The organism is Herminiimonas aquatilis (assembly GCF_042665175.1).
Lineage (GTDB): Bacteria > Pseudomonadota > Gammaproteobacteria > Burkholderiales > Burkholderiaceae_D > Oxalicibacterium > Oxalicibacterium aquatilis.
Genome location: NZ_JBHTCC010000003.1, coordinates 281,515 through 302,473 on the forward strand (window position 1 = coordinate 281,515; position 20,959 = coordinate 302,473).

Here is a 20,959-nt window from a genome sequence, read left to right on the forward strand (position 1 = left end):
CATTTGCTTAGTCATGGATTGAGGAAAAACATGTTTGAGAAAATTATTCGTTTTGCAATTGAGCAGCGTTGGCTGATCATGTTAATCACCGCCGGTATGGCGGCGCTCGGTATTTACAACTATCAAAAGCTGCCTATCGATGCAGTGCCCGACATCACTAATGTGCAGGTGCAGGTCAACACCAGCGCACCGGGTTATTCGCCACTGGAAGCGGAGCAGCGTATTACCTTTCCAATTGAAACCGAGATGGCTGGCTTGCCGTTTCTGGAACAGACCCGATCCATATCGCGTTACGGTCTGTCGCAGGTCACGGTGATATTCAAGGAAGGCACCGATATCTATTTTGCGCGGCAACTGGTAAATGAACGCATACAGGAGGCGAAAGAAAAATTGCCTCCCGGTTTGGCGCCTGCCATGGGGCCTATCTCCACCGGGCTGGGTGAAATCTATATGTGGACGGTCGAAGCCAGGCCGGGTGCGCTGAAGCCGGACGGCCAACCTTACACGCCCACTGATTTGCGCGAAATTCAGGACTGGATCATCAAACCACAATTGCGCAATGTACCTGGTGTGACTGAGATCAATACGATAGGCGGTCATGCCAAGGAATTTCAGGTTGCACCTTTCCCTGAAAAATTGATTGCACATGGTTTGTCGCTGGATGATGTGATCACGGCGCTGGAGCGCAATAACAGCAATGTAGGCGCAGGCTATATCGAGAAGCGCGGCGAGCAATATCTGATACGCGCGCCGGGGCAGGTTACGGACCTCAGGGATATCGCCAACATTGTGATCAGCACCCGACAGGGTGTGCCTTTGCGGATAGGCGACGTGGCCGATGTTGTGATCGGTCAGGAATTGCGCACCGGTGCAGCAACCGAGAATGGCAAAGAGGTCGTGCTGGGAACCGTCTTCATGTTGATCGGCGAAAACAGCCGTGCCGTGTCGGCTGCCGTTGATAAAAAGATGCGGGAAATCAATCGCAGTCTGCCGAACGGCATCGTCGCCGATACTGTGTACGACAGGACGGTGCTGGTCGACAAGGCGATAGCGACCGTGAAAAAGAATTTGATCGAGGGTGCCTTGCTGGTCATAGCGATTCTGTTTCTGTTCCTCGGCAATATACGTGCGGCGATTATCACGGCGATGGTGATTCCCCTGGCGATGTTGTTTACTTTCACCGGCATGGTCAGCAACAAGGTCAGTGCAAACCTGATGAGTCTGGGCGCGCTGGATTTCGGCATCATCATCGATGGCGCCGTTGTGATAGTCGAAAATTGCATACGTCGTCTATCGCATGCCCAAGCCCAGGCCGGACGCGGATTGACGCGCAACGAGCGCTTTCACGAAGTGTTTGCAGCATCGAAAGAAGCGCGTCGTCCGCTGATCTACGGTCAGTTAATCATCATGGTGGTGTATCTGCCCATCTTTGCGCTATCCGGCGTAGAAGGAAAGATGTTCCATCCGATGGCGTTTACGGTGGTGACTGCGCTGGTAGGCGCAATGATACTGTCGCTCACATTCATTCCGGCCGCCGTTGCCTTGTTGATAGGAGACAAGGTCAGCGAAAAGGAAAATCGCCTGATGGCTTGGTCCAGGCGTCGTTACGAGCCCATGCTGAATTGGGCGATGATCAGCAAGCCGCTGGTGCTGACTGTCGTGGGCGTCGTCATCGTGTTGAGCGGTTTGTTGATGACGCGCATGGGGAGCGAATTTATCCCCAGCCTGAATGAAGGCGATATCGCCTTGCATGCCTTGCGCATACCGGGCACCAGTTTGACGCAGGCGATAGAGATGCAAACCGAACTGGAGCGCAACATCAGGAATTTTCCAGAAGTCAGTCGTGTGTTTGCAAAAATCGGTACGGCCGAAATCGCCACAGATCCGATGCCGCCCAATGTGGCGGATACCTTCGTGATCCTCAAGCCGGAGTCGGAATGGCCGACACCCAAACGCAGCAAGGCAGAGCTGCTCAGCGCAATGCAGCAAGCGGTTGCCAAAGTCCCGGGCAACAACTACGAATTCACGCAGCCGATACAAATGCGCTTCAACGAATTGATCTCGGGCGTGCGCAGCGATGTTGCGGTCAAGGTGTTCGGCGATGACATGGCGACGATGAATGAGACCGCGGATCAGATCTCAGATGTGCTGTCCGGCGTATCCGGTGCGGCCGACGTCAAAGTCGATCAAACCACGGGCCTGCCCATGCTCACGGTCCAGATAGACAGGGAGAAAGTCGCACGGTTTGGTGTCAATGTCGGCGACGTGCAAGAAGCGCTGTCGATTGCAGTGGGCGGTCGTGAGGCCGGCGTTCTGTTTGAAGGCGACCGGCGTTTCGATATCATCGTGCGCCTACCGGAAATTCTGCGCAACGATATCGAAGCCATCAAGAAAATCCCCATCCGTTTGCCTCCCGGCAATGGTCTTGGATCGAATGCACCTGCTTATACGCAACTGGGTGACGTCGCCACGTTGACACTGGCGCCGGGACCCAACCAGATCAGCCGTGAAAACGGCAAGCGTCTGGTCATAGTGAGTGCCAATGTCAGAGGGCGCGACATCGGCTCCTTCGTCACGGAGGCTCAGCAAAAAGTGCAACAAGCGGTCAAGGTGCCGAGCGGGTACTGGATAAGTTGGGGCGGTACTTTTGAGCAGTTGCAGTCTGCTACTGAGCGCCTGAAAATTGTGGTGCCTTTGGCGCTGTTGCTGGTTTTCCTGTTGCTGTTTGCGATGTTCGGCAATGTGAAGGATGGCTTGCTGGTTTTCACCGGGGCGCCGTTTGCATTGACAGGCGGGATTGTCGCGCTGTGGCTGCGTGATATTCCTCTCTCGATTTCTGCCGGGGTCGGATTCATCGCCTTGTCCGGGGTTGCGGTACTCAATGGATTGGTGATGATTTCCTTCATACGCAGTCTGCGTGAAGAAGGGCGCTCGCTGGATGTCGCAATTCACGAAGGTGCGTTGACCCGACTGCGCCCCGTGTTGATGACCGCGCTGGTTGCATCGCTGGGCTTTTTGCCGATGGCTCTGGCCACCGGGACCGGTGCAGAAGTCCAGCGCCCGCTGGCAACCGTGGTCATAGGCGGTATTCTGTCGTCAACCTTGCTGACCTTGCTGGTGTTGCCGCTGCTTTATCAGCTGGTTCACCGGCGAGAAGAGTCTGCGGATGAAGACGCCGCTGACAAGGGTTCGTGGATTTCCCGGCTGGTTTTCTGGCGCTAGTAACAGGCTTGCGGAAGAAGGCTGGCAACAGGCGTGAAGCGAGCGCGGGGTCGGATCTGATACGACCTCGCCGCCCATGGCCCATTGGTATTGCATCGGCTTAAAACCTACTTTTAACAAGCGCTTTTATCTACTTCATCTGGCTTGTTGGGCAGAATAAAACTGCAGGATGCCGGTAGAAATTCCCTGCGGATATGCAAGGTTGCCAGGCAAACCAGCGCCTCCCTTTCTTCTTTTCCTTTCGCGTTTTACGACATATTGTCGCTCCTGGTTCGTGCGCTCATCTATTACTCGCTGAATTACTTGCTGAAGTTGTCAATTCTCATTAGAATGCTAACGATAATTATTCTCATTAGCGTTGAGCCATTTGCTGCAACGCCATGCAAGCCGATTTTTCCAGCATAAAAGAAAAGGAAGTCCGTGATGAAACGACGTTTAGCCTTGTTACCCCTCGTATCCGCATTGATGTTTGGCGGAGCTGCCCATGCGCATCAAGTATGGCTGGAACAGACCCCGAAAGCGGCGCACCTTTATTTCGGTGAGTTTGGCGAAAATCTGCGCGAAACCTCGCCGGGCTTGCTGGATAAATTCGGCAAACCTGGTGCCACGCTGTCGAGTGAAAAGGGCGATCAGGCTTTGACCTTGAGCAAGGAAGCAAATGCGTTTGCCTTGTCGGCACGCGCCGGCAAGAACCAAACCATTACTGTCGAAGAAGCCAGCTACCCAGGCTTCGAGAAAAAGACAGGTGACACCATCGTGCGCAGCATCTGGACTCCGGCCGCACGCCTCGTTACATCGGATGCGGCCCAGGCACCAAAATTAACGCTGGATATTGTCCCTAGCGGCAAGCCGGGCGAGTTTAAGGTCTACTACAAAGGCCAGCCTTTGCCAAAAACCAAGGTAGGCATCGTGGTGCAATCCGGCTGGTCGAGGGAAGCTACGTCTGACGATCAGGGCGCTGTCACATTCGATCTGCCATGGCAAGGGACTTACGTGCTGGAAGTGCATCACACCGACAAAACAGCTGGTGAGCGTGATGGCAGACCTTATGACGTCGCCAGTTTCGTGACAACATTGTCGCTGACGCAGGCCAAAGGCATCAAGGCTGTCGCCGCCGCTCCGGCAGCCACTCCTAACAAGTGAGCCGCTGGCAAAAGTACACAAGCGAAAAGTAATTAACACGGCAACAAGAACGAGTAATTCAATAATGAAACTGAATGAAAACGTGCGGTATCGCCTAGGTGTCGCTTCAAGGGCGATTGCCGCCATTCTTGGTGGCTATGCGTTGGCGGCGGTATCGACTGCGGTGCTGTCGGTCGTACTCCCTATGCCGCGCGTCGATGCGGTCATGACTGCAACCTTGTTGTCGTTCACTGTATATACCTGTGCCGCGATCTGGGTGTTTGCTGCGCGTGATGCGCTGCGTGCCTGGCTAGGCATAGGCGTGCCCACGCTATTGATGGGTGCGGGATTGTTCTTGCTTCGGAGTGCAGCATGAAAGACGGATTTCGCCAGTCGATGGCATGGCTGCACACTTGGGCCGGACTGCTTGTGTGCTGGGTATTGTTCCTGGTATTTGTCGCAGGGACTGCGTCTTACTTCCGGGATGAAATTTCTCTGTGGATGAAGCCGGAATTGCACGCGGCGGCCGTCACGCCGGTATCGAATGATATTGCCGCACAGAATGCGATCCGCATGTTGCAGAAGGAGGCCGCCGATTCGCCACGCTGGTTCATTACCTTGCCGACGCAACGCAATCCCGAACTCAGCGTAGGCTGGACCAGTCCGCCGGTCAAAGGTGAAAAAGGGCGCGGCAAATTTAATAATGCCGAGTTGAATCCAGCTACTGGCGAACGTCTGGCAGAAGTGCGAGAAACACGCGGCGGTGATTTCATCTACAGGCTGCACTACGATTTGCATTACATGCCGGCCAAATGGGCGCGCTGGATCATCGGCTTTTGCGCGATGTTCATGCTGGTCGCCATCATCAGCGGCGTGATCACACATAAGCGCATCTTCAAGGACTTCTTTACCTTCCGTCCCAAGAAAGGTCAGCGTTCCTGGCTGGATGCACACAATGCCGTTGCCGTGCTTGCTTTGCCGTATCACCTGATGATCACGTATTCCGGCCTGGTAACCCTGATGTTCATGTACATGCCCTACGGTGCACAAGTCGCTTATAACGGGGATGAAAAGGCCTTCCTTGCCGAGTCTTTCCGGCAGGCCGAAATCAAGAAGCCGGCGCGTCAGGCGGCAACCTTGGCGCCGCTGGAACCGATGATTGCACAGGCTGAAAAACACTGGGATGGCGGGCAAATCGGCCGCATCGTGATCAACAATCCGGGTGATGCCAACGCAACGATACAGATCACCCGCGAACGGGAAAAGAAGCTGTCGCACTTGCGCCAATCGATGCAATTCGATGGTGTGAGCGGCACCATGATTTCCACCATGGGTGATGAAACCAGTGGCGCGGCGGAATCGCGCGGCGTGCTGTTCGGCTTGCATGTCGCTGAATTTGCCAATCCGCTGATACGCACCTTGTTCTTCCTGTGCGGTCTGGCCGGCTGCGCAATGGTAGGCACCGGTGCCTTGCTATGGGCGGTCAAAAAGCGTCAGGGTTACGCCAAGGTATTGGCCAAAGGCGGGCGCGTCGGTTTTGGCCTGCGCCTGGTTGACGGCTTGAATATCGGGGCCATTGCCGGCTTGCCGATTGCACTGGCCAGCTATTTCTGGGCGAATCGTCTGCTGGAAGTGGGGCTGGAGAAACGATCTGAAGCGGAAATTCGCTGGTTCTTCATTGCATGGGGCATCGCTGCCATCCTTGCGCAGATACGTCCGAATCGGCGCATGTGGCAATTGCAACTGCTGGTCGGCGGCGCGTTGTTTGCATTGCTACCGGTATTGAATGTTTTCACCACGGATTCACATCTGGGCGTCACGCTGTTGCAGGGCAAAGGGCCATTCGCGGTTGCCGGTTTCGATTTGTTTGTACTCGGTTTCGGCCTGATGCTGATCTATGCAGCAAAAAGACTGGCCTCGAAAAAATTGGCACTCAAGATGAATGCAAAAGACAAGGCGATTGAAATTAAACCGAAAGATGGTGAGCATGCCACGCTGTGGGAGGCAACATGATTGCCCTGGGCGTTATATCGGGACTTGCCTTCGCCTATGCCGGCTGGACTGCACTCAGCGTAGGAATGGACAGGCACTACGCAGACATACACGGACGCGGGCAGGAGCCTGATCGACGCACACGCAATCAATGCCGTTTGCTTGGAACCCTGGCCTTGATCGCTACGTTTGCGGTGAGTGTCAAACTGGAAGGCTGGACGATCGGCGCGGTACTCTGTTTGGGCATCATGACAGCAGGCGCTTTGCTGCTGGTGTTGCTGCTGACCTATGCGCCGCATCGCGCGATCAGATTCGGCAAGGCTGCCGCATTGCTTTCTGTCGTTTTGGGAATGCTGTGGCTATCGTCTTGATATGTAGATATTTGCAATGATGCCGATGAATAGAAAGGGCCGGATTGACGAATGTTGATCCGGCCTTTTCTATACCGCCAGATGCCGTTTCACGCTTTCATCATCCATTTGGTCTGCGGTGCCGGATGCGACGACTTCGCCACGCGACATGACGATAAAGTTATCGGCCAGCTCACGCGCAAAATCGAAATACTGTTCGCACAATAAAATCCCGATATCGCCACGCTCGCGCAGCAGGCGAATCACGCGACCGATGTCCTTGATGATGGATGGTTGTATGCCTTCGGTCGGTTCATCCAGGATGATCAACTTGGGATCGGCCAGTAGCGCACGCGCAATCGCCAGTTGTTGCTGCTGACCGCCGGATAAATCGCCGCCACGTCTGTGCAACATTTCTTTCAACACCGGGAACAGTTCATACACTTCGCCGCGTATGGTCGAAGCCTTGCGGCCGGATTTGGTAGCCATCCCCATCAAGAGGTTTTCTTCCACCGTCAGTCGGGCAAAGATTTCGCGTCCTTGCGGGACATAGGCGATCCCGAGTTGCGCGCGTTGATGCGGTTTCAGTTTGGTGATGTCGCGGCCATCCAGCGAAACATTGCCGGCTGCCGTCGGCAAGACGCCCATCAGGCATTTCAGCAGGGTGGTTTTGCCGACGCCGTTGCGACCCAGCAGCGTCAGACATTTGCCTTTTTCCAGCGACAAGGACACACCACGCAAGGTATGCGCTGCGCCATAGTATTGATTCAATTGATCGACTTGCAGCATATTGTTTTCCCGTTCCTGTTTTCAGCGGCCCAGATACACTTCAATCACGCGTTCATCCGCCTGTACCTGCTGCATGGTTCCTTGTGCGAGTACCGAACCTTCATGTAGTACGGTGACCTTGCCGCCTTGTGCAATCTCTTCAACGAAGCCCATATCGTGTTCCACCACCATGATCGAATGCTTGCCGCGCAACTCGTTCAACAGCTCTGCGGTGCGCGCGGTTTCTGCATCCGACATGCCAGCGACAGGTTCATCCAGCAACAGTAATTGTGGTTCCTGCATCAACAGCATGCCGATTTCCAGCCATTGCTTTTGTCCATGTGACAGCAGGCCGGCGAGTCTATGTTCGCTGCCGTGCAGGCGTATCAACTTGAGAATTTCTTCGATCTTGCCTATTTGTTCGGAATTCAAGCGTGCAAACAAGGTGGTCTTGACGCGCTTGTCCATCTTCATCGCCAGCTCAAGATTCTCGAAGACGGTGTGGTGTTCGAACACGGTTGGGCGCTGGAACTTGCGGCCTATGCCGGCATGCGCGATTTCGTATTCGGTCATTTTGGTCAGGTCTATGCTTTGACCAAAAAATACCGTGCCAGAAGTAGGGCGGGTCTTGCCAGTAATGACATCCATCATCGTGGTTTTGCCGGCACCGTTAGGCCCGATGATGCAACGCAGTTCACCTACCGAAATATCCAGGTTCAGCTGGTTGATCGCCTTGAAGCCATCAAAGGAAACCGTGATGTCTTCCAGATACAGAATCGCACCGTGTGCGGTATCGACGCCTTCCGGCTTGATGCGACCGTAACTGACATCGCCTTCGCCCAGCTCGTTGTCTTCAAGCATGTGACCGGCGTGATCAATAGGATGCATGACCTTGTTAATGTTGCTCATGCTGCCTCCTCGGTTTTAGCGCGTTTCTTGAATTTCTTCGCCAGTCCCAGAATGCCTTGCGGCATGAATAGTGTGACCAGGATGAAAATCAGGCCCAGCGCGAACAGCCACAAGTCGGGGAAGGCGGCAGTGAACCAACTCTTCAAACCGTTGACAGTGAACGCACCTATGATCGGACCGATCAACGACCCGCGACCACCAACCGCAGCCCAGATCACCATTTCAATTGAATTGGCTGGCGACATTTCGGAAGGATTGATGATGCCGACTTGCGGCACATACAAGGCCCCGGCGATGCCGCACAAGACTGCCGACAAGGTCCAGACGAAAAGCTTGAACCACAGAGGGTTGTAGCCGATGAACATCAGGCGGGATTCGGAATCGCGTACGCCTTGCAGGACACGTCCAAGTTTGGACGTAACGATTGCGCGGCACAGGAATAGAGCGCCTAACAAGAACGCCAGTGTCACCAGATACAGCGCTGCCTTGGTCGATGGATCGGTGATCGTGAAGCCGAGTATGCGTTTGAAGTCGGTAAAGCCATTGTTGCCACCAAAACCGGTGTCATTACGGAAGAATAGCAACATGAAGGCGAAGGTCATCGCCTGCGTGATGATGGAGAAATACACGCCCTTGATGCGGGAACGGAAAGCGAAGTAGCCGAATACAAAAGCGAGTATGCCCGGCACCAGCACGACCAGCAGCATGGCAAACCAGAAGTGTTCGGTCATCCACCAGTACCACGGATATTCCTTCCAGTTCAGAAAGACCATGAAGTCAGGAAGATTGCTTTGATACACGCCATCACGCCCGATGGAACGCATTAGATACATGCCGTGCGCATAGCCGCCAAGTGCGAAAAATACGCCGTGCCCCAACGATAAAATCCCGGTGTAACCCCACACCAGATCAAGCGCCAGCGCCGCCATCGCGTAACACATGAACTTGCCTATCAATGCAATCGTGTAGCTGGAGATATGCAGCGCATGATCTGCAGGAAAAATCAGATTCAATACCGGCAGCAAGGCAAGAACGGCAGCGCAGAAGATGATGCCGCTCCATGCCGGGCGGGAAAAGAGCGCCGGTTTTGCCACCAGCGTCAAAGCGCCATTTGAATTCGAGATACTCATTCCACGCTCCTGCCTTTCAGCGCAAACAAGCCTTGCGGGCGCTTCTGGATAAAGATGATGATGAAGACGAGGATGGCGATTTTTGCCAGCACTGCGCCAGCGACAGGTTCCAGGAATTTATTGACTTCACCTAGGCCGAATGCCGCAATCACGGTGCCGGCTAATTGGCCGACGCCACCAAGTACCACCACCATGAAGGAATCGACGATATATCCCTGACCGAGGTCGGGACCGACATTGCCAAGCTGCGACAACGCGACGCCGCCGAGACCGGCGATGCCGCAACCGAGGCCGAAAGTCATCATGTCTATCTTGCCGGTCGATACGCCGACGCAATCGGCCATGCGGCGATTCTGCGTGACGGCACGTACGAATAAACCAAGTCGTGTTTTATTCAGGATCAGCCAAACCGCCAGCACAACAAATAATGCGAAGAAAATAATCACGATGCGGTTATAGGACAGCACCAATGATCCTAGTACGGTCACGCCGCCCGACATCCATGAGGGATTCGCGACTTCGACGTTTTGCGCGCCGAAGATGGTCCGCACGGTTTGCATCAGCATCAGGCTGATACCCCAGGTACACAACAGCGTTTCCAGCGGTCGGCCGTATAACCAGCGAATGACCAGTCGTTCCAGCAGGATGCCGACGGCGCCGGTCACGATGAAGGCCGCTGGCAGCGCAACCAGCAGATAGGCGTCGATCGCGTCGGGGAAGAAATTGCGGAAAAACAGTTGGCACAAATAGGTAGTGTAGGCACCGATCATCAGCATCTCGCCATGCGCCATATTGATGATGCCCATCAAGCCGAAGGTAATTGCCAATCCCAGAGCCGCCAGCAGCAGGACGCTCCCTAGCGAGATGCCATAGAACAGTTTGCCGACAAACTCTGTAATTGTCAGATGACGATTCAATGCTGTTAGCGTGCGCACGACTTCGATGCGGACTGCCTCATTCGGCTCGTTATACGTGCCGTCGGGATTCTTGACCAGCATGTGTTCCAGCACGGTTTTTAGGCTGGCGTTGGTCGTGCTCGCCAAAGTCTTAACCGCAGCACGACGCTGCTCGGCGTAAGGTGACTGCAGGTTGGCGGTGGCGACGACTTGCAGCAGAATCTGCTTGATCTCTTCATCGCCTTCTTTTTCAAGTGCCTTGTTGATCAGGGAGATTTGTGCCGGATCGGCACCTTTGAGCAAATCATTTGCCGCGCTCTTGCGCGTATCGCGATCGTCGGAAAACAGCTTCAACCCGGATAGCGCGGCTTGCACCACGCCTCGCAAACGGTTGTTGACGCTAATGCCTTCCGCATCATTGGGCGCAGGCGCAGTCTTGCCGGTGGCCGGATTATAGGCATCGGTGTCTTCGATGATCAGGACATCGCCGGCGGGTGTCGCGTACAGCGTATCGGTATCGAGCGCGGTCAGTATCTTGCGCGCATCATCATCGACCAGCGCGGCAATCTGGATGACGGCGGCGATGCGCGCATCCGGATCGTCGCCGGCGAGCGGCTTGAGCAAGGTCGCATCTATCGCGGCCTGCGCATGTACGCAGCAAGCTAACAAGGCTACTGCAAATAATTTTGGAAGAAGTGTCATGGTCTTTTCAATGGCCTGCAAGACGATGCATATGTGTCTGGCGTTTTGCGGGTGCAACTGGAACTCTACTTCTCGAATCTGTCGGACATCTGCACCGGATCAAAGTCTTGATACGGTGCAGTGCCACATTTTGTGAGCAGCACAATCAGTAACCGGAAGCATCAGTGATTAGCTGCATCCATTACTTTTCAGGCTTGTTGCTTACATTTTTTGCTTGCCTTCGTTACCGGCGATGTAGGGGCTCCAGGGTTGCGCACGGATGGTGGTCTTGGTTTTGTTGACGACATTGAACTGACCGTCAGCCTTGATTTCGCCGATCATGACTGGCTTGTGCAAGTGGTGATTGGTCGCATCCATGGTCAGTGTGTAGCCAGATGGAGCCTTGAAGGTCTGGCCCGCCATTGCTGCGATGACCTTGTCGGTATCGGTGGACTTGGCTTTTTCTACTGCCTGTTTCCACATGTACAAACCGACGTAGGTTGCTTCCATCGGATCGTTGGTGACGACCGTGTTCGCGTTAGGCAATTTCTTCGCGACTGCGTAGGCTTTCCATTTTTTGATGAAGGCTGCATTCACAGGATTCTTGACCGATTCAAAGTAGTTCCATGCCGCCAGGTGACCAACCAGAGGTTTGGTATCGACACCGCGCAGTTCTTCTTCACCAACCGAGAATGCAACGACAGGGACGTCGGTTGCCTTCAAGCCTGCATTACCCAACTCTTTGTAAAACGGTACGTTGGAGTCGCCATTGATGGTCGAGATCACCGCTGTCTTGCCGCCTGCTGCGAACTTCTTGATGTTAGCGACGATGGTTTGATAATCGGAGTGGCCGAACGGTGTATAGACTTCGCTGATGTCGCTGTCTTTGACGCCTTTGCTATTCAGGAACGAGCGCAGGATTTTGTTGGTGGTGCGTGGATACACATAGTCAGTGCCGAGCAGGACGAAACGCTTGGCGCCGCCGCCTTCTTTCGACATCAGGTATTCAGTCGCAGGGATCGCTTGCTGATTTGGTGCTGCACCAGTGTAGAACACGTTTTTCTCGAGCTCTTCACCTTCATATTGCACAGGGTAGAACAGCAGGCTGTTGAGCTCCTTGAAGACGGGCAAAACGGATTTGCGTGAGACAGAGGTCCAGCAGCCGAACACGACGGATACCTTGTCTTGCGAAATCAGCTGGCGTGCTTTCTCTGCGAATAATGGCCAGTTGGATGCCGGATCGACGATCACTGGTTCCAGCTTCTTGCCCATCACGCCGCCATTGGCATTGATCTCTTCGATCGTCATCAGCGCGACGTCTTTGAGCGAGGTTTCGGAAATAGCCATCGTGCCCGACAGGGAATGCAGAATGCCGACCTTGATCGTATCCGCGGCAAACGCAGCCGGGAGCCAGGATGAGGCGCAGAATGCGAATGCGCCTAGCGCTGTTGCTTTTAATAGTGTGCGACGTGACATTTTGGTGAGCTCCTAAAGTGAATGAAAAAATCAATACCAAAGACATAAAAACAAGCAATGCACAAACATGGAAAACAGCACAAAAAAACAGCAACAAAAAACAAACTTCAGATTCAAGTTCTTGATTCAAATCCCTACGTCAGTTCTTATTCAAAAAAACAGCAAATTCCAGACCATGCATTTGTTCGTCAAGCACTTGCGGAAAACTGACACAAATAACTAATACGGAAAACAATCATGCTTCCTCCCGACTGCCATAACGTTCACGTGCGGTCTGCAACATGAACAAAGTGATGCGTTTCACTTCGGCCTGACTCTCGGCGATGTGGCCGCAAATCATTTTTTGTGCGCCAGCGACATCCTTGGCAAAGATTTTTTTCAGGATTTCTGCATGCTCGCGGTAGGTCGCTTCGATGCGCGGCGCTTTGGTAAAGTCGAGGCGGCGAATGATGCGTATGCGCTCGGTGACGTCTTGATGGATGCGTACCATTTCATCGTTGCCGACGGCAGAAACGAGCCGTGCGTGAAAGGCCTCATCCAGCGCGGCAACCGTGGTTGGATCTGTCAGATATTCCGCTTCCGGAATCAGCCAGATATCACGCAAGGTCGCCAGGCGTTCGGTAAGGTCCTGTTCCACCAGCTTCGCGATGGCGTTGGTTTCCATCATGATGCGGATTTCATACAGGTCTTCGAAGTACTTGAAGTCGAAGGCACGCACTTGCCAGCCGCTGCGGAAGTTCACATCGACATAGCCTTCGCGCTGCAGCCAGAACAAAGCCTGACGCACAGGTGTCCGGCTGACTTGCATGCGGGTGGCGATATCGCCCTCGCTGAATTTGTCGCTAGGCAGCAAACGAAAATCGAAGATATCCGCTTTCAGTTGCGTATAAATCTGGATCGCCAGATTGTTCGCATTTTTTCCGGAAGAGGGCGGCGCTTTCAAATCGAGCATGATGGTTCCAGGTAAGAAGGGCGCTTGTTCAGCTTGTTCAATTCAGTTACTCAATCGAAACCAGCGGATCGCCGGCGTTGATCATCATGCCGGGCTGGCAATGGAAGCTCTTGACGATGCCGTCGTGTGGCGCCGAAATATGGAATTCCATTTTCATCGCTTCCAGTATCAATAGCGGATCGCCCATCTTGACCGTGCTGCCGGCTTCTGCGACCAGCTTCCAGACATTGCCGGTGATATCGGCCGAGACCACAGAACCGGTGAGCTCTGCCACATCGATGCTGATTCTTTCCACTTCGTGCGAACCGGCGTTGAAGCCTGCGCTGGCCCAATGCGCGACTTCGGTATCGAATGCGGTTTTCTGTTGCGCGCGGAAGGTCACCATTTCCGGTTCTATGCGTGCGAGGAATTCGTTGTACTTGCCGAGGTCGAAAATCTCTTCCTCGATCAAGACATTGCAGCGTCCTTCGCGGAAGTCATTGCGCAGTGTCGTGAGTTCTTCCTCGGAGACCGGATAGAAGCGCACCTGATCGAAGAAGCGCAACAGCCATGGCTTGTTGTCGACGAACATGGCGTGCTTCATGAACTTGTTCCAGATCGGCAGCGTGCGTCCAACCAGTTGATAACCGCCGGGTGAATCCATACCGTAAATGCACATGTAGACGCCGCCGATACCGACCGTGCCTTCAGCCGTGTAGGTGCGTGCCGGGTTGTACTTCGACGTCAGCAGGCGATGGCGCGGATCGACCGGTACTGCACAAGGCGCCCCAAGATAGACGTCGCCCAGACCGAGCACCATATAGCTGCTTTGATAAATGATGTCGCGCACTGCCTCATCCGATGCTAGGCCGTTGATGCGACGTATGAATTCGGTATTGCTGGGAAGCCATGGCGCGGTATCGCGCACAGACTGGCGATACTTGGCGACCGCGTCCAGCGTGGCGGAATCGTTGTAAGCCATAGGCAGATAGACGACGCGGCTCGATACCTGCATGGTTTCTATACCGGTCAGCGTGGCATCGGTTGCGACCAGTACATTCACCAGTTTTTTCTGGTGGATGATGCGGCTGTCGTAACGCACTTGCAGCGAACGCACGCCGGGTGACAGTTCCAGCACGCCTTCATGTGGATGCAGATTCAGCGCTTCCATCAAGGCATGGATGCGGAAGCGCAGGTTCAGGTCGAGAACGTTTTCGCCGTATTCGATCAGGATGTATTTGTCGCCAGCTTGACGAAAGACGGTTTTGGGGCGCCCTTGAGCAGCAGGTGCTTCAAACAGAATCGGTTCGCCGCGCTGTGTTGAAAGAACTGCTTCAGCAACGCCGCCTGCCCAATTTTCAATGAAGGCATCTTGTTGCTGCTCCAGTATCAGCGCGTCGTCAAAAGACATTTCGCGAAAGCGTATCTTGTCGCCCGGTTTGACCTGGCCGACTTTCCATAACTCGCCTTTGACGATGGTCGCGGCGCATACAAAGCCGCCCAGGCTGGGGCCGTCGCGTGTCAGGATGACCGGCATGTCACCGGTGAAGTTGATGCTGCCGATCGCGTATTCGCAGTCATGCACATTCGATGGGTGCAAGCCGGCTTCGCCGCCATCCGAGCGTGTCCATGTCGGCTTGGGACCATTCAAACGGATGCCGAGCCGATTCGAGTTGTAATGCACTTCCCATTCGCTGGCGAAGAATGTTTCTATCGATTCCGCGGTGAAGAAGTCAGGTGCGCCATGCGGGCCGTACAGCACTCCAATGTCCCAGGTTTTGCCATAGTTTGGAATCATCGAAACCGGTAAAGCAGCCGGCGCATACAGCGGCGCAGTGTCAGCCAGTGCAGGCAAGGAAGGATTCGCCAGCGGCAAAATATCTGCAGCACGCAAGGTGCGCCCGGCATGGCCGCCGAACTGGCCCAGCGCGAATGTCGCACGGCTGCCGAGATACAGAGGAAGGTCGAAGCCATTGCGCACCGCGAGATAGCTGCGGCAACCGCTGGTTGCCTTGCCTACCCGCAGGATCTGGCCGGCTCTGACGTCGATCGGCTTCCAGAAATCAACCGCGATGCCGTCCAGATCGGCCTTGGTGGGTGCACCGGTGAGCGCCACCACGGTGTCGCAATGAAAACGCAGCGTCGGTCCGAGCACCGTGGTTTCAATGCCTGCGGCTTGCGGATGATTGCCGACGATGCGATTGGCCAGACGGAATGCCCAGTCATCCATCGGGCCGGATGGCGGCACGCCGATATCCCAGTAACCGACACGACCCGGATAATCCTGCACCGTGGTGTAAGTGCCGCCGTCTATGATTTCCACCACGGCCGGGCGGTAATGAAAATGATCCAGATAGCGCGTAGAGACTTCGCCGGCTGCAAAGCCTGCGCTGGCCACCACCTGGCGCAGGTAGTCGAGATTGGTGGAAATGCCTGACAAACGGGTTTCGCTCAGGGCTCGCGACATCGCGGTAATCGCAGAGGCCCTGTCTTTGCCGTGCACGATCAGCTTGGCGATCATCGGATCGTACAGCGCCGACACTTCGGTGCCAGTCTCTACCCAGGTATCGATACGTGCGTTCGGCGGGAAATAAACTTCGGTCAGGGTGCCCGGGCTGGGGGCGAAATTGCGCAGAGGATTCTCTGCATAGATACGTACTTCTATCGATGCACCTACCGGTTCAATCAGGCGATCCAGCGACGGCGGCTTGCCGGCAGCCGTCAGTATCATCCATTCCACCAAATCGATGCCGGTCACGCTTTCAGTGATCGCATGTTCCACCTGCAGACGCGTATTCACTTCGAGAAAATAGAAAGCTTCCTTCTCGCTGTCGTAGATGAACTCGACAGTGCCGGCAGAACGATAGCCGACCGAGCGGCCAAGATTTTCCGCTGCCGCCCAGAGTTGGCGGCGTATTGTCTCTGGCAGATCAGGCGCAGGTGTTTCTTCGACTACTTTTTGATTGCGGCGTTGCAGGGAACAATCGCGCTCTCCGAGTGCGATCACGTGACCGCGACCATCGCCGAAAATTTGTACTTCGATATGGCGCGCTCTATCGACAAAGCGTTCGACAAATACGCCTGCATTCGAAAAGAATGATTGTCCCAGCCGTTGCACCGATTCAAATGCTGCGATCAATTCCGCTTCGTTATTGCAGCGGGTCAGGCCGATACCGCCGCCGCCCGCCGTGCTTTTCAGCATGACCGGATAACCGATGTCGGCCGCTGCATCCTGCGCGGCTGCCAAATTCGGCAGCAAGCCCGAACCAGGTACCAGCGGCACTTTCGCAAGCTCTGCCAGTTCACGTGCGGCATGCTTCAAGCCGAACTGTTCCATCTGCTGTGAAGTAGGGCCGACGAAGACGATGCCTTCCGCTTCGCATTGCGCAGCAAAGTCGGCATTCTCCGACAGGAAACCATAACCGGGGATGATCGCCTGCGCGCCTGTCTGTTTTGCTGCAGCGATAATCAGATCGCCGCGCAGATAACTTTCTGCTGCGCTCTGGCCGCCTAATGAAACGGCGACATCGGCCGCTGCCACGTGCAGGCTGTTGCGATCGGCGTCCGAGTAGACGGCGACCGACTGTATGTTCATCAGTTTGAGCGTGCGCGCGATGCGGCAGGCAATTTCGCCGCGATTGGCGATAAGGACGGTAGTGAACATAATGATCCCTGGTCAGTTTGTTATGGTTGTGCGGTCTTGTTCAGGCTGGCCAAATACGCCGCCCAGCCGCCGAATTCGGTGATGTCGTGTGCGCCAGCCAGGCCGGATGGTTCGCAGATAAACCCCTTGACTGTGCTGCCGTCAGCCAGCGTCACCGTGCCGATGCCGAGTGGCGCCGGTACACCGGCAACGAAAGAGCCGAATGCGGTCGATGGCACGTCCCACAGTTCGAGCTTGATTGCCGATCCGCTATCGCTGCGGACCAAACCAGGTTTTGGCGGTGTGGTATTGGCCAGTGCGTACAGGTGGTAGTTGTCTGCGCTGGTGGTACTGAGGACGAACTGCGCATCGCGGCTGGTCAGTTCATGATTCAAGGGCATGCCGCGCAGATGTGCACCGACCACGGCAACACGTATCATGTCGATGGACGTAGCATTACTTTTGATCGGTGCGGAAGGCGCGAGTGCGAGTCCGGTCGCGCCGCGTTTCAAGCCTGTGCCTTGATGCCACTGCGCAGCGAACACCGCAAGTGCCCGTTCCTGCCATGCATCGGCAATTAGTGTGATGCCGAACGGCAGGCCGTCCGGGCGCATGCTGGCTGGCACCGCGAGGGCACTCCAGTCCAGCAGATTGACGAAGTTGGTGTATTTGCCGAGATTGCTGTTCAGGCGCACAGGCTCGGCTTGCAGTTCGCTGATTTTGTAATGGGTAGGTGCAGTCGGCACGACCAGCGCATCAAATTGCGCGAGCAGGACGTCAGCCTTGCGTTTCAGGTCTGCCAGTTTGTACATCCCGATGAAGGCATCTGCCGCCGAAAAATTCTTCGCCTTGAAGATGATGTCGCGTACGACAGGATGGATATCTGCTTCATGTGCAGTGGCGAAGGCACGGATCGCCGCATACCGTTCGGCTACCCAAGGACCGTCGTACAAGAGTGCGGCGACTTCATCGAACAGCGAGAAATCGACAGGCACGCAGGTCGCACCTTGCGCTTCCAGTTGGTTGATCGCAGCGGTGAAAGCTTGCTCTGCCAGTGCATCGCCATAGAACTCAGGCTTGGCGGGAATTCCGAAGCGCGGTTTGGCTGGCAGGCTTTTATTTTTCGCTTCAGAAGGTATTGCACGCGATAAGCCATCTGTCAGATCGAGCTGCGCTGCCACGTCATAAACCATGACCGCATCTTCATTGGTCGTCGCGAAGACGGAGACGCAATCCAGCGTGCGGCAAGCGGGAACCACGCCTGTGTTGCTGAAAGCGCCGCGCGTAGGCTTCAGCCCGACAATGTTGTTAAGACCGGCAGGCACACGCCCCGAACCGGCGGTGTCCGTCCCCAGGGAGAACGGCACGATGCCACGGGCAACGACTGATGCCGAGCCGGAACTCGATCCGCCGGATACATATTCAGGATTGATCGTATTGGTCGGAATGCCGTAAGGCGAACGCACGCCAACCAGGCCGGTGGCAAACTGATCCAGATTGGTTTTGCCGATCACAATCGCCCCGGCATCCAGCAAGCGTTGGATGATCGTTGCATTCCGCGTCGGCGCATACGCAAATGCCGGGCAGGCTGCGGTGGTCGGCAGGCCTGCGACATCGATATTGTCCTTGGCAGCGAACGGCACACCATATAAAGGAAGACTGCTCAGATCGCCGTCGGCAGCTTTTAGCTGTGCCGCCAATTGCGTCAGGCGCGCATTCAGTGCCGTCTGGTCAATGATCGAGATCCATGCGGGATCGGGCGAGGGGAGTGAAGTGAGCAGGGCAGCCAGCAGTTCCGCAGGTTGAGCACCCGTGCGATAAGCGCTCTGCCATTCAGTAATTGTCCATCCGAGCATTTGGTATCCCTTCTTGTGTACAAGATGGGATATAGCAAAGGCCATGCCAATTGAACAAAACTCTGTGCGCGCCACTGTGGACGCGCTTTTAACGTATGAAGAGGGAATTTATCTGTTCAATTCCGCACCTGCATGGAGCGCATGCACAAGGCGAGGGCGAAGAGGGTGGTGCGATTTTGATGCAGGAGGCTACGCGCGATTCCTGTTAGTGCTCGATCTTTTCCAATGCCTTAGTCACGCTTTCTACAAGCTCATCTATCTGAAAAGGCTTTTTTAGAATTGCATGAACAGGCAAATCCCGTAGATCGCCGGGCAGAGCGCTCATCATGATCATCGGTATGCTGGAAGTGCGCTGGTCGGCGGATAAACGATGATAAAGCGCCATGCCATCCAGCCTGGGCATCATATAGTCACTAATGATCAAATCAATTTCATTTGATTTGACGACGTCAAGCGCCTGCTGGCCATCTTCTGCGATTAATACCGCATAACCATGATATTCAAGTATATTCGCGAGGACTTCGGCCAAAGCTAGTTGGTCGTCTACAACGAGGATGGTAAGTGCCATGAATGATGATTCCCATCGTTGATTCAACATTTCGCATCTTGCGTCGGAATCTGCATCACTAATAATGCCTTGGCAAAGGTAATCACACCGTGCGCTGCATCACATATGTGAATCACCTATGTGAATCATTCAGATATTTCCTTGATGAAGTCGTTTTTGAGAAACATGTGGTCCACCGGTCGAGCGGCAATAAGTTAAACAATGCCTCGATAAAAATGAAAGTAATAAATGCAAAAGTTCAACGCGACCAAAGAGCTTGCTGCTTTGATCAATGCTCACCAGGAAGCGCTGCTATCTTATTGGCGCATGAAAGTCCGTGAGTTACCCGCAGCCAAATCCTTGGACAAGCCGACTTTAAATGATCACATTCCTGTACTGCTGAAGGAATTAGCGGCCGCTTTGGCGCTTGCTGATGATGAAGCAATTATTACGCAAGTCACCGAAGGTTCATCGACGACGCACGGACTTCAACGTCTGGAAAATGGATTTGAAGTTGAGGAGGTTGTGGCTGAATACAATATCTTGCGCAATTGCATACACGAACTGGCCGAAAAATATGACGTGATACTGGTCGGTAGCGCAGTGCAATTCCTGAACAATACTTTGGACGCCGCCATTGCTACCGCCATTAAAGCGTATGTAATGCAGCAAGCCCTAGACACGCAAAGACGGCGCGAGGATTATCTTGCCTTCATCGCGCATGATTTGCGCACGCCATTAAATGCAATCATTTTGTCCTCACAACTTCTGGAAAGAGTGTGCTTGCAAGGCGATCCATCCGTCGACCGTATTAATCGCTCACTCAAAACCTTGCAGCGCAATGCCGGTTATCTCACTACGCAGATCAATAAGATACTGGAAGAGAACATCAATCTGGAAACCGAAACGGGCATTAAGCTGGAATGTCGGCGATTCGATCTTTGGCCACTGGTTGAGTCGCTGCTGCAGGATTTGCATCCTGTAGCAGGGTCAGGTAGCACGAACATTGTTAACAATGTTCCAGAAGACCTCGTCGTATTCGCCGATGCGTCTTTATTGCGCCGCGTGTTTCAGAATCTCATTGCCAACGCCATCAGGCATACACCGAACGGTGAAATAATTATCAGCGCCAACCAGATTGACGCGTTGGTAGAGTGTGCGGTTACAGATAACGGCAGCGGTATTTCGGAAGATCGAATCGGACAAGTATTTGAAAAGCTTGAAACCGAGAGCATGAATTTGTCTGATATGGGCTTAGGACTCACCATCTGTAAAACTTTTATCGACGCACATGGCGGAACGATCAGGGTGAACAGCGAGATTGGCAAAGGCGCACGCTTTTATTTCACGCTGCCGGATGCAGAACACTAACCCTGCGTTCAACATGCCAGTCCGCTTTATGTCTTGAATTCGACGACGGGATGCAAGCCTGCATC

The 20,959-nt window shown here is 54.4% G+C and carries 15 protein-coding genes; 6 read left to right on the forward strand and 9 right to left on the reverse strand.

All coding sequences use genetic code 11. From position 1 onward, the window contains the following. Positions 1 to 30: 30 nt before the first annotated feature. From ACFQO0_RS13750 to ACFQO0_RS13770, 5 genes are all read left to right on the forward strand, one after another. Positions 31 to 3,222, forward strand: coding sequence for an efflux RND transporter permease subunit (locus ACFQO0_RS13750; protein ID WP_382235573.1), 3,192 nt, complete (start codon positions 31 to 33; stop codon positions 3,220 to 3,222). Between the two features lie 423 nt (positions 3,223 to 3,645). Beyond that, a complete protein-coding gene (locus ACFQO0_RS13755; RefSeq protein ID WP_382235575.1) occupies positions 3,646 to 4,365 on the forward strand; it encodes a DUF4198 domain-containing protein in 720 nt (239 codons plus the stop codon). A 64-nt stretch (positions 4,366 to 4,429) separates the two neighbouring features. Continuing rightward, a complete protein-coding gene (locus ACFQO0_RS13760; RefSeq protein WP_382235577.1) occupies positions 4,430 to 4,720 on the forward strand; it encodes a DUF3649 domain-containing protein in 291 nt (96 codons plus the stop codon). Further along, the gene (locus tag ACFQO0_RS13765; RefSeq protein WP_382235579.1) at positions 4,717 to 6,357 is read left to right on the forward strand and encodes a PepSY-associated TM helix domain-containing protein; all 1,641 of its coding nucleotides are present in this window, start codon (positions 4,717 to 4,719) and stop codon (positions 6,355 to 6,357) included. The genes ACFQO0_RS13760 and ACFQO0_RS13765 overlap by 4 nt, the downstream gene beginning before the upstream one ends. Then, a complete protein-coding gene (locus tag ACFQO0_RS13770) occupies positions 6,354 to 6,707 on the forward strand; it encodes a DUF3325 domain-containing protein (RefSeq protein WP_382235581.1) in 354 nt (117 codons plus the stop codon). The genes ACFQO0_RS13765 and ACFQO0_RS13770 overlap by 4 nt, the downstream gene beginning before the upstream one ends. A 69-nt stretch (positions 6,708 to 6,776) precedes the next feature. Here the strand turns inward: ACFQO0_RS13770 and urtE are convergent, their stop codons facing one another. The 9 genes from urtE to ACFQO0_RS13815 all read right to left on the reverse strand — a co-directional run bounded on the left by urtE (position 6,777) and on the right by ACFQO0_RS13815 (position 19,544). Continuing rightward, on the reverse strand, positions 6,777 to 7,475 hold the full coding sequence (urtE, locus tag ACFQO0_RS13775; protein WP_382235583.1) for an urea ABC transporter ATP-binding subunit UrtE: 699 nt from the start codon (positions 7,473 to 7,475) through the stop codon (positions 6,777 to 6,779). Positions 7,476 to 7,496: 21 nt separating this feature from the next. Next, the gene (gene urtD / locus ACFQO0_RS13780) at positions 7,497 to 8,315 is read right to left on the reverse strand and encodes an urea ABC transporter ATP-binding protein UrtD (RefSeq protein WP_382235937.1); all 819 of its coding nucleotides are present in this window, start codon (positions 8,313 to 8,315) and stop codon (positions 7,497 to 7,499) included. A 44-nt stretch (positions 8,316 to 8,359) separates the two neighbouring features. Beyond that, positions 8,360 to 9,493 (reverse strand): urea ABC transporter permease subunit UrtC, encoded by a 1,134-nt coding sequence (gene urtC, locus ACFQO0_RS13785; RefSeq protein WP_382235585.1) that lies wholly within the window; start codon positions 9,491 to 9,493, stop codon positions 8,360 to 8,362. Continuing rightward, the gene (gene urtB / locus ACFQO0_RS13790; RefSeq protein WP_382235587.1) at positions 9,490 to 11,091 is read right to left on the reverse strand and encodes an urea ABC transporter permease subunit UrtB; all 1,602 of its coding nucleotides are present in this window, start codon (positions 11,089 to 11,091) and stop codon (positions 9,490 to 9,492) included. Before urtB ends, urtC begins: the two co-directional genes overlap by 4 nt. A gap of 201 nt (positions 11,092 to 11,292) precedes the next feature. Next, positions 11,293 to 12,546, reverse strand: coding sequence for an urea ABC transporter substrate-binding protein (gene urtA, locus ACFQO0_RS13795; protein ID WP_382235589.1), 1,254 nt, complete (start codon positions 12,544 to 12,546; stop codon positions 11,293 to 11,295). 235 nt (positions 12,547 to 12,781) lie between these two features. Then, positions 12,782 to 13,498: a GntR family transcriptional regulator gene (locus tag ACFQO0_RS13800; RefSeq protein ID WP_382235591.1), complete on the reverse strand. Its 717-nt coding sequence runs from the start codon at positions 13,496 to 13,498 to the stop codon at positions 12,782 to 12,784. 46 nt (positions 13,499 to 13,544) lie between these two features. Next, a complete protein-coding gene (gene uca / locus ACFQO0_RS13805; RefSeq protein ID WP_382235593.1) occupies positions 13,545 to 17,141 on the reverse strand; it encodes an urea carboxylase in 3,597 nt (1,198 codons plus the stop codon). A 20-nt stretch (positions 17,142 to 17,161) separates the two neighbouring features. Next, positions 17,162 to 18,976 carry an allophanate hydrolase gene (gene atzF / locus ACFQO0_RS13810; protein WP_382235595.1) on the reverse strand — a complete coding sequence of 605 codons (1,815 nt, stop codon included), beginning with the start codon at positions 18,974 to 18,976 and terminating at the stop codon, positions 17,162 to 17,164. A 205-nt stretch (positions 18,977 to 19,181) separates the two neighbouring features. Further along, complete coding sequence (locus ACFQO0_RS13815; protein ID WP_382235597.1) at positions 19,182 to 19,544, reverse strand: response regulator; 363 nt, start codon at positions 19,542 to 19,544, stop codon at positions 19,182 to 19,184. Between the two features lie 228 nt (positions 19,545 to 19,772). On the opposite strand from ACFQO0_RS13815, the gene ACFQO0_RS13820 reads away from it, so the two are divergent. Beyond that, the gene (locus ACFQO0_RS13820; RefSeq protein ID WP_382235599.1) at positions 19,773 to 20,894 is read left to right on the forward strand and encodes a sensor histidine kinase; all 1,122 of its coding nucleotides are present in this window, start codon (positions 19,773 to 19,775) and stop codon (positions 20,892 to 20,894) included. The last annotated feature ends 65 nt before the right edge of the window (positions 20,895 to 20,959 follow it).

Coding starts and splice junctions, on each gene's coding strand:
- ACFQO0_RS13770 (WP_382235581.1), top strand. CDS start 6,354: ATGATTGCCCTGGGCGTTATATCGGGACTTGCCTTCGCCTATGCCGGC.
- urtC (WP_382235585.1), bottom strand. CDS start 9,493: ATGAGTATCTCGAATTCAAATGGCGCTTTGACGCTGGTGGCAAAACCG.
- ACFQO0_RS13815 (WP_382235597.1), bottom strand. CDS start 19,544: ATGGCACTTACCATCCTCGTTGTAGACGACCAACTAGCTTTGGCCGAA.
- uca (WP_382235593.1), bottom strand. CDS start 17,141: ATGTTCACTACCGTCCTTATCGCCAATCGCGGCGAAATTGCCTGCCGC.
- urtB (WP_382235587.1), bottom strand. CDS start 11,091: ATGACACTTCTTCCAAAATTATTTGCAGTAGCCTTGTTAGCTTGCTGC.
- urtE (WP_382235583.1), bottom strand. CDS start 7,475: ATGCTGCAAGTCGATCAATTGAATCAATACTATGGCGCAGCGCATACC.
- urtA (WP_382235589.1), bottom strand. CDS start 12,546: ATGTCACGTCGCACACTATTAAAAGCAACAGCGCTAGGCGCATTCGCA.
- ACFQO0_RS13755 (WP_382235575.1), top strand. CDS start 3,646: ATGAAACGACGTTTAGCCTTGTTACCCCTCGTATCCGCATTGATGTTT.
- urtD (WP_382235937.1), bottom strand. CDS start 8,315: ATGCTTGAAGACAACGAGCTGGGCGAAGGCGATGTCAGTTACGGTCGC.
- ACFQO0_RS13800 (WP_382235591.1), bottom strand. CDS start 13,498: ATGCTCGATTTGAAAGCGCCGCCCTCTTCCGGAAAAAATGCGAACAAT.
- ACFQO0_RS13820 (WP_382235599.1), top strand. CDS start 19,773: ATGCAAAAGTTCAACGCGACCAAAGAGCTTGCTGCTTTGATCAATGCT.
- ACFQO0_RS13765 (WP_382235579.1), top strand. CDS start 4,717: ATGAAAGACGGATTTCGCCAGTCGATGGCATGGCTGCACACTTGGGCC.
- atzF (WP_382235595.1), bottom strand. CDS start 18,976: ATGCTCGGATGGACAATTACTGAATGGCAGAGCGCTTATCGCACGGGT.
- ACFQO0_RS13750 (WP_382235573.1), top strand. CDS start 31: ATGTTTGAGAAAATTATTCGTTTTGCAATTGAGCAGCGTTGGCTGATC.
- ACFQO0_RS13760 (WP_382235577.1), top strand. CDS start 4,430: ATGAAACTGAATGAAAACGTGCGGTATCGCCTAGGTGTCGCTTCAAGG.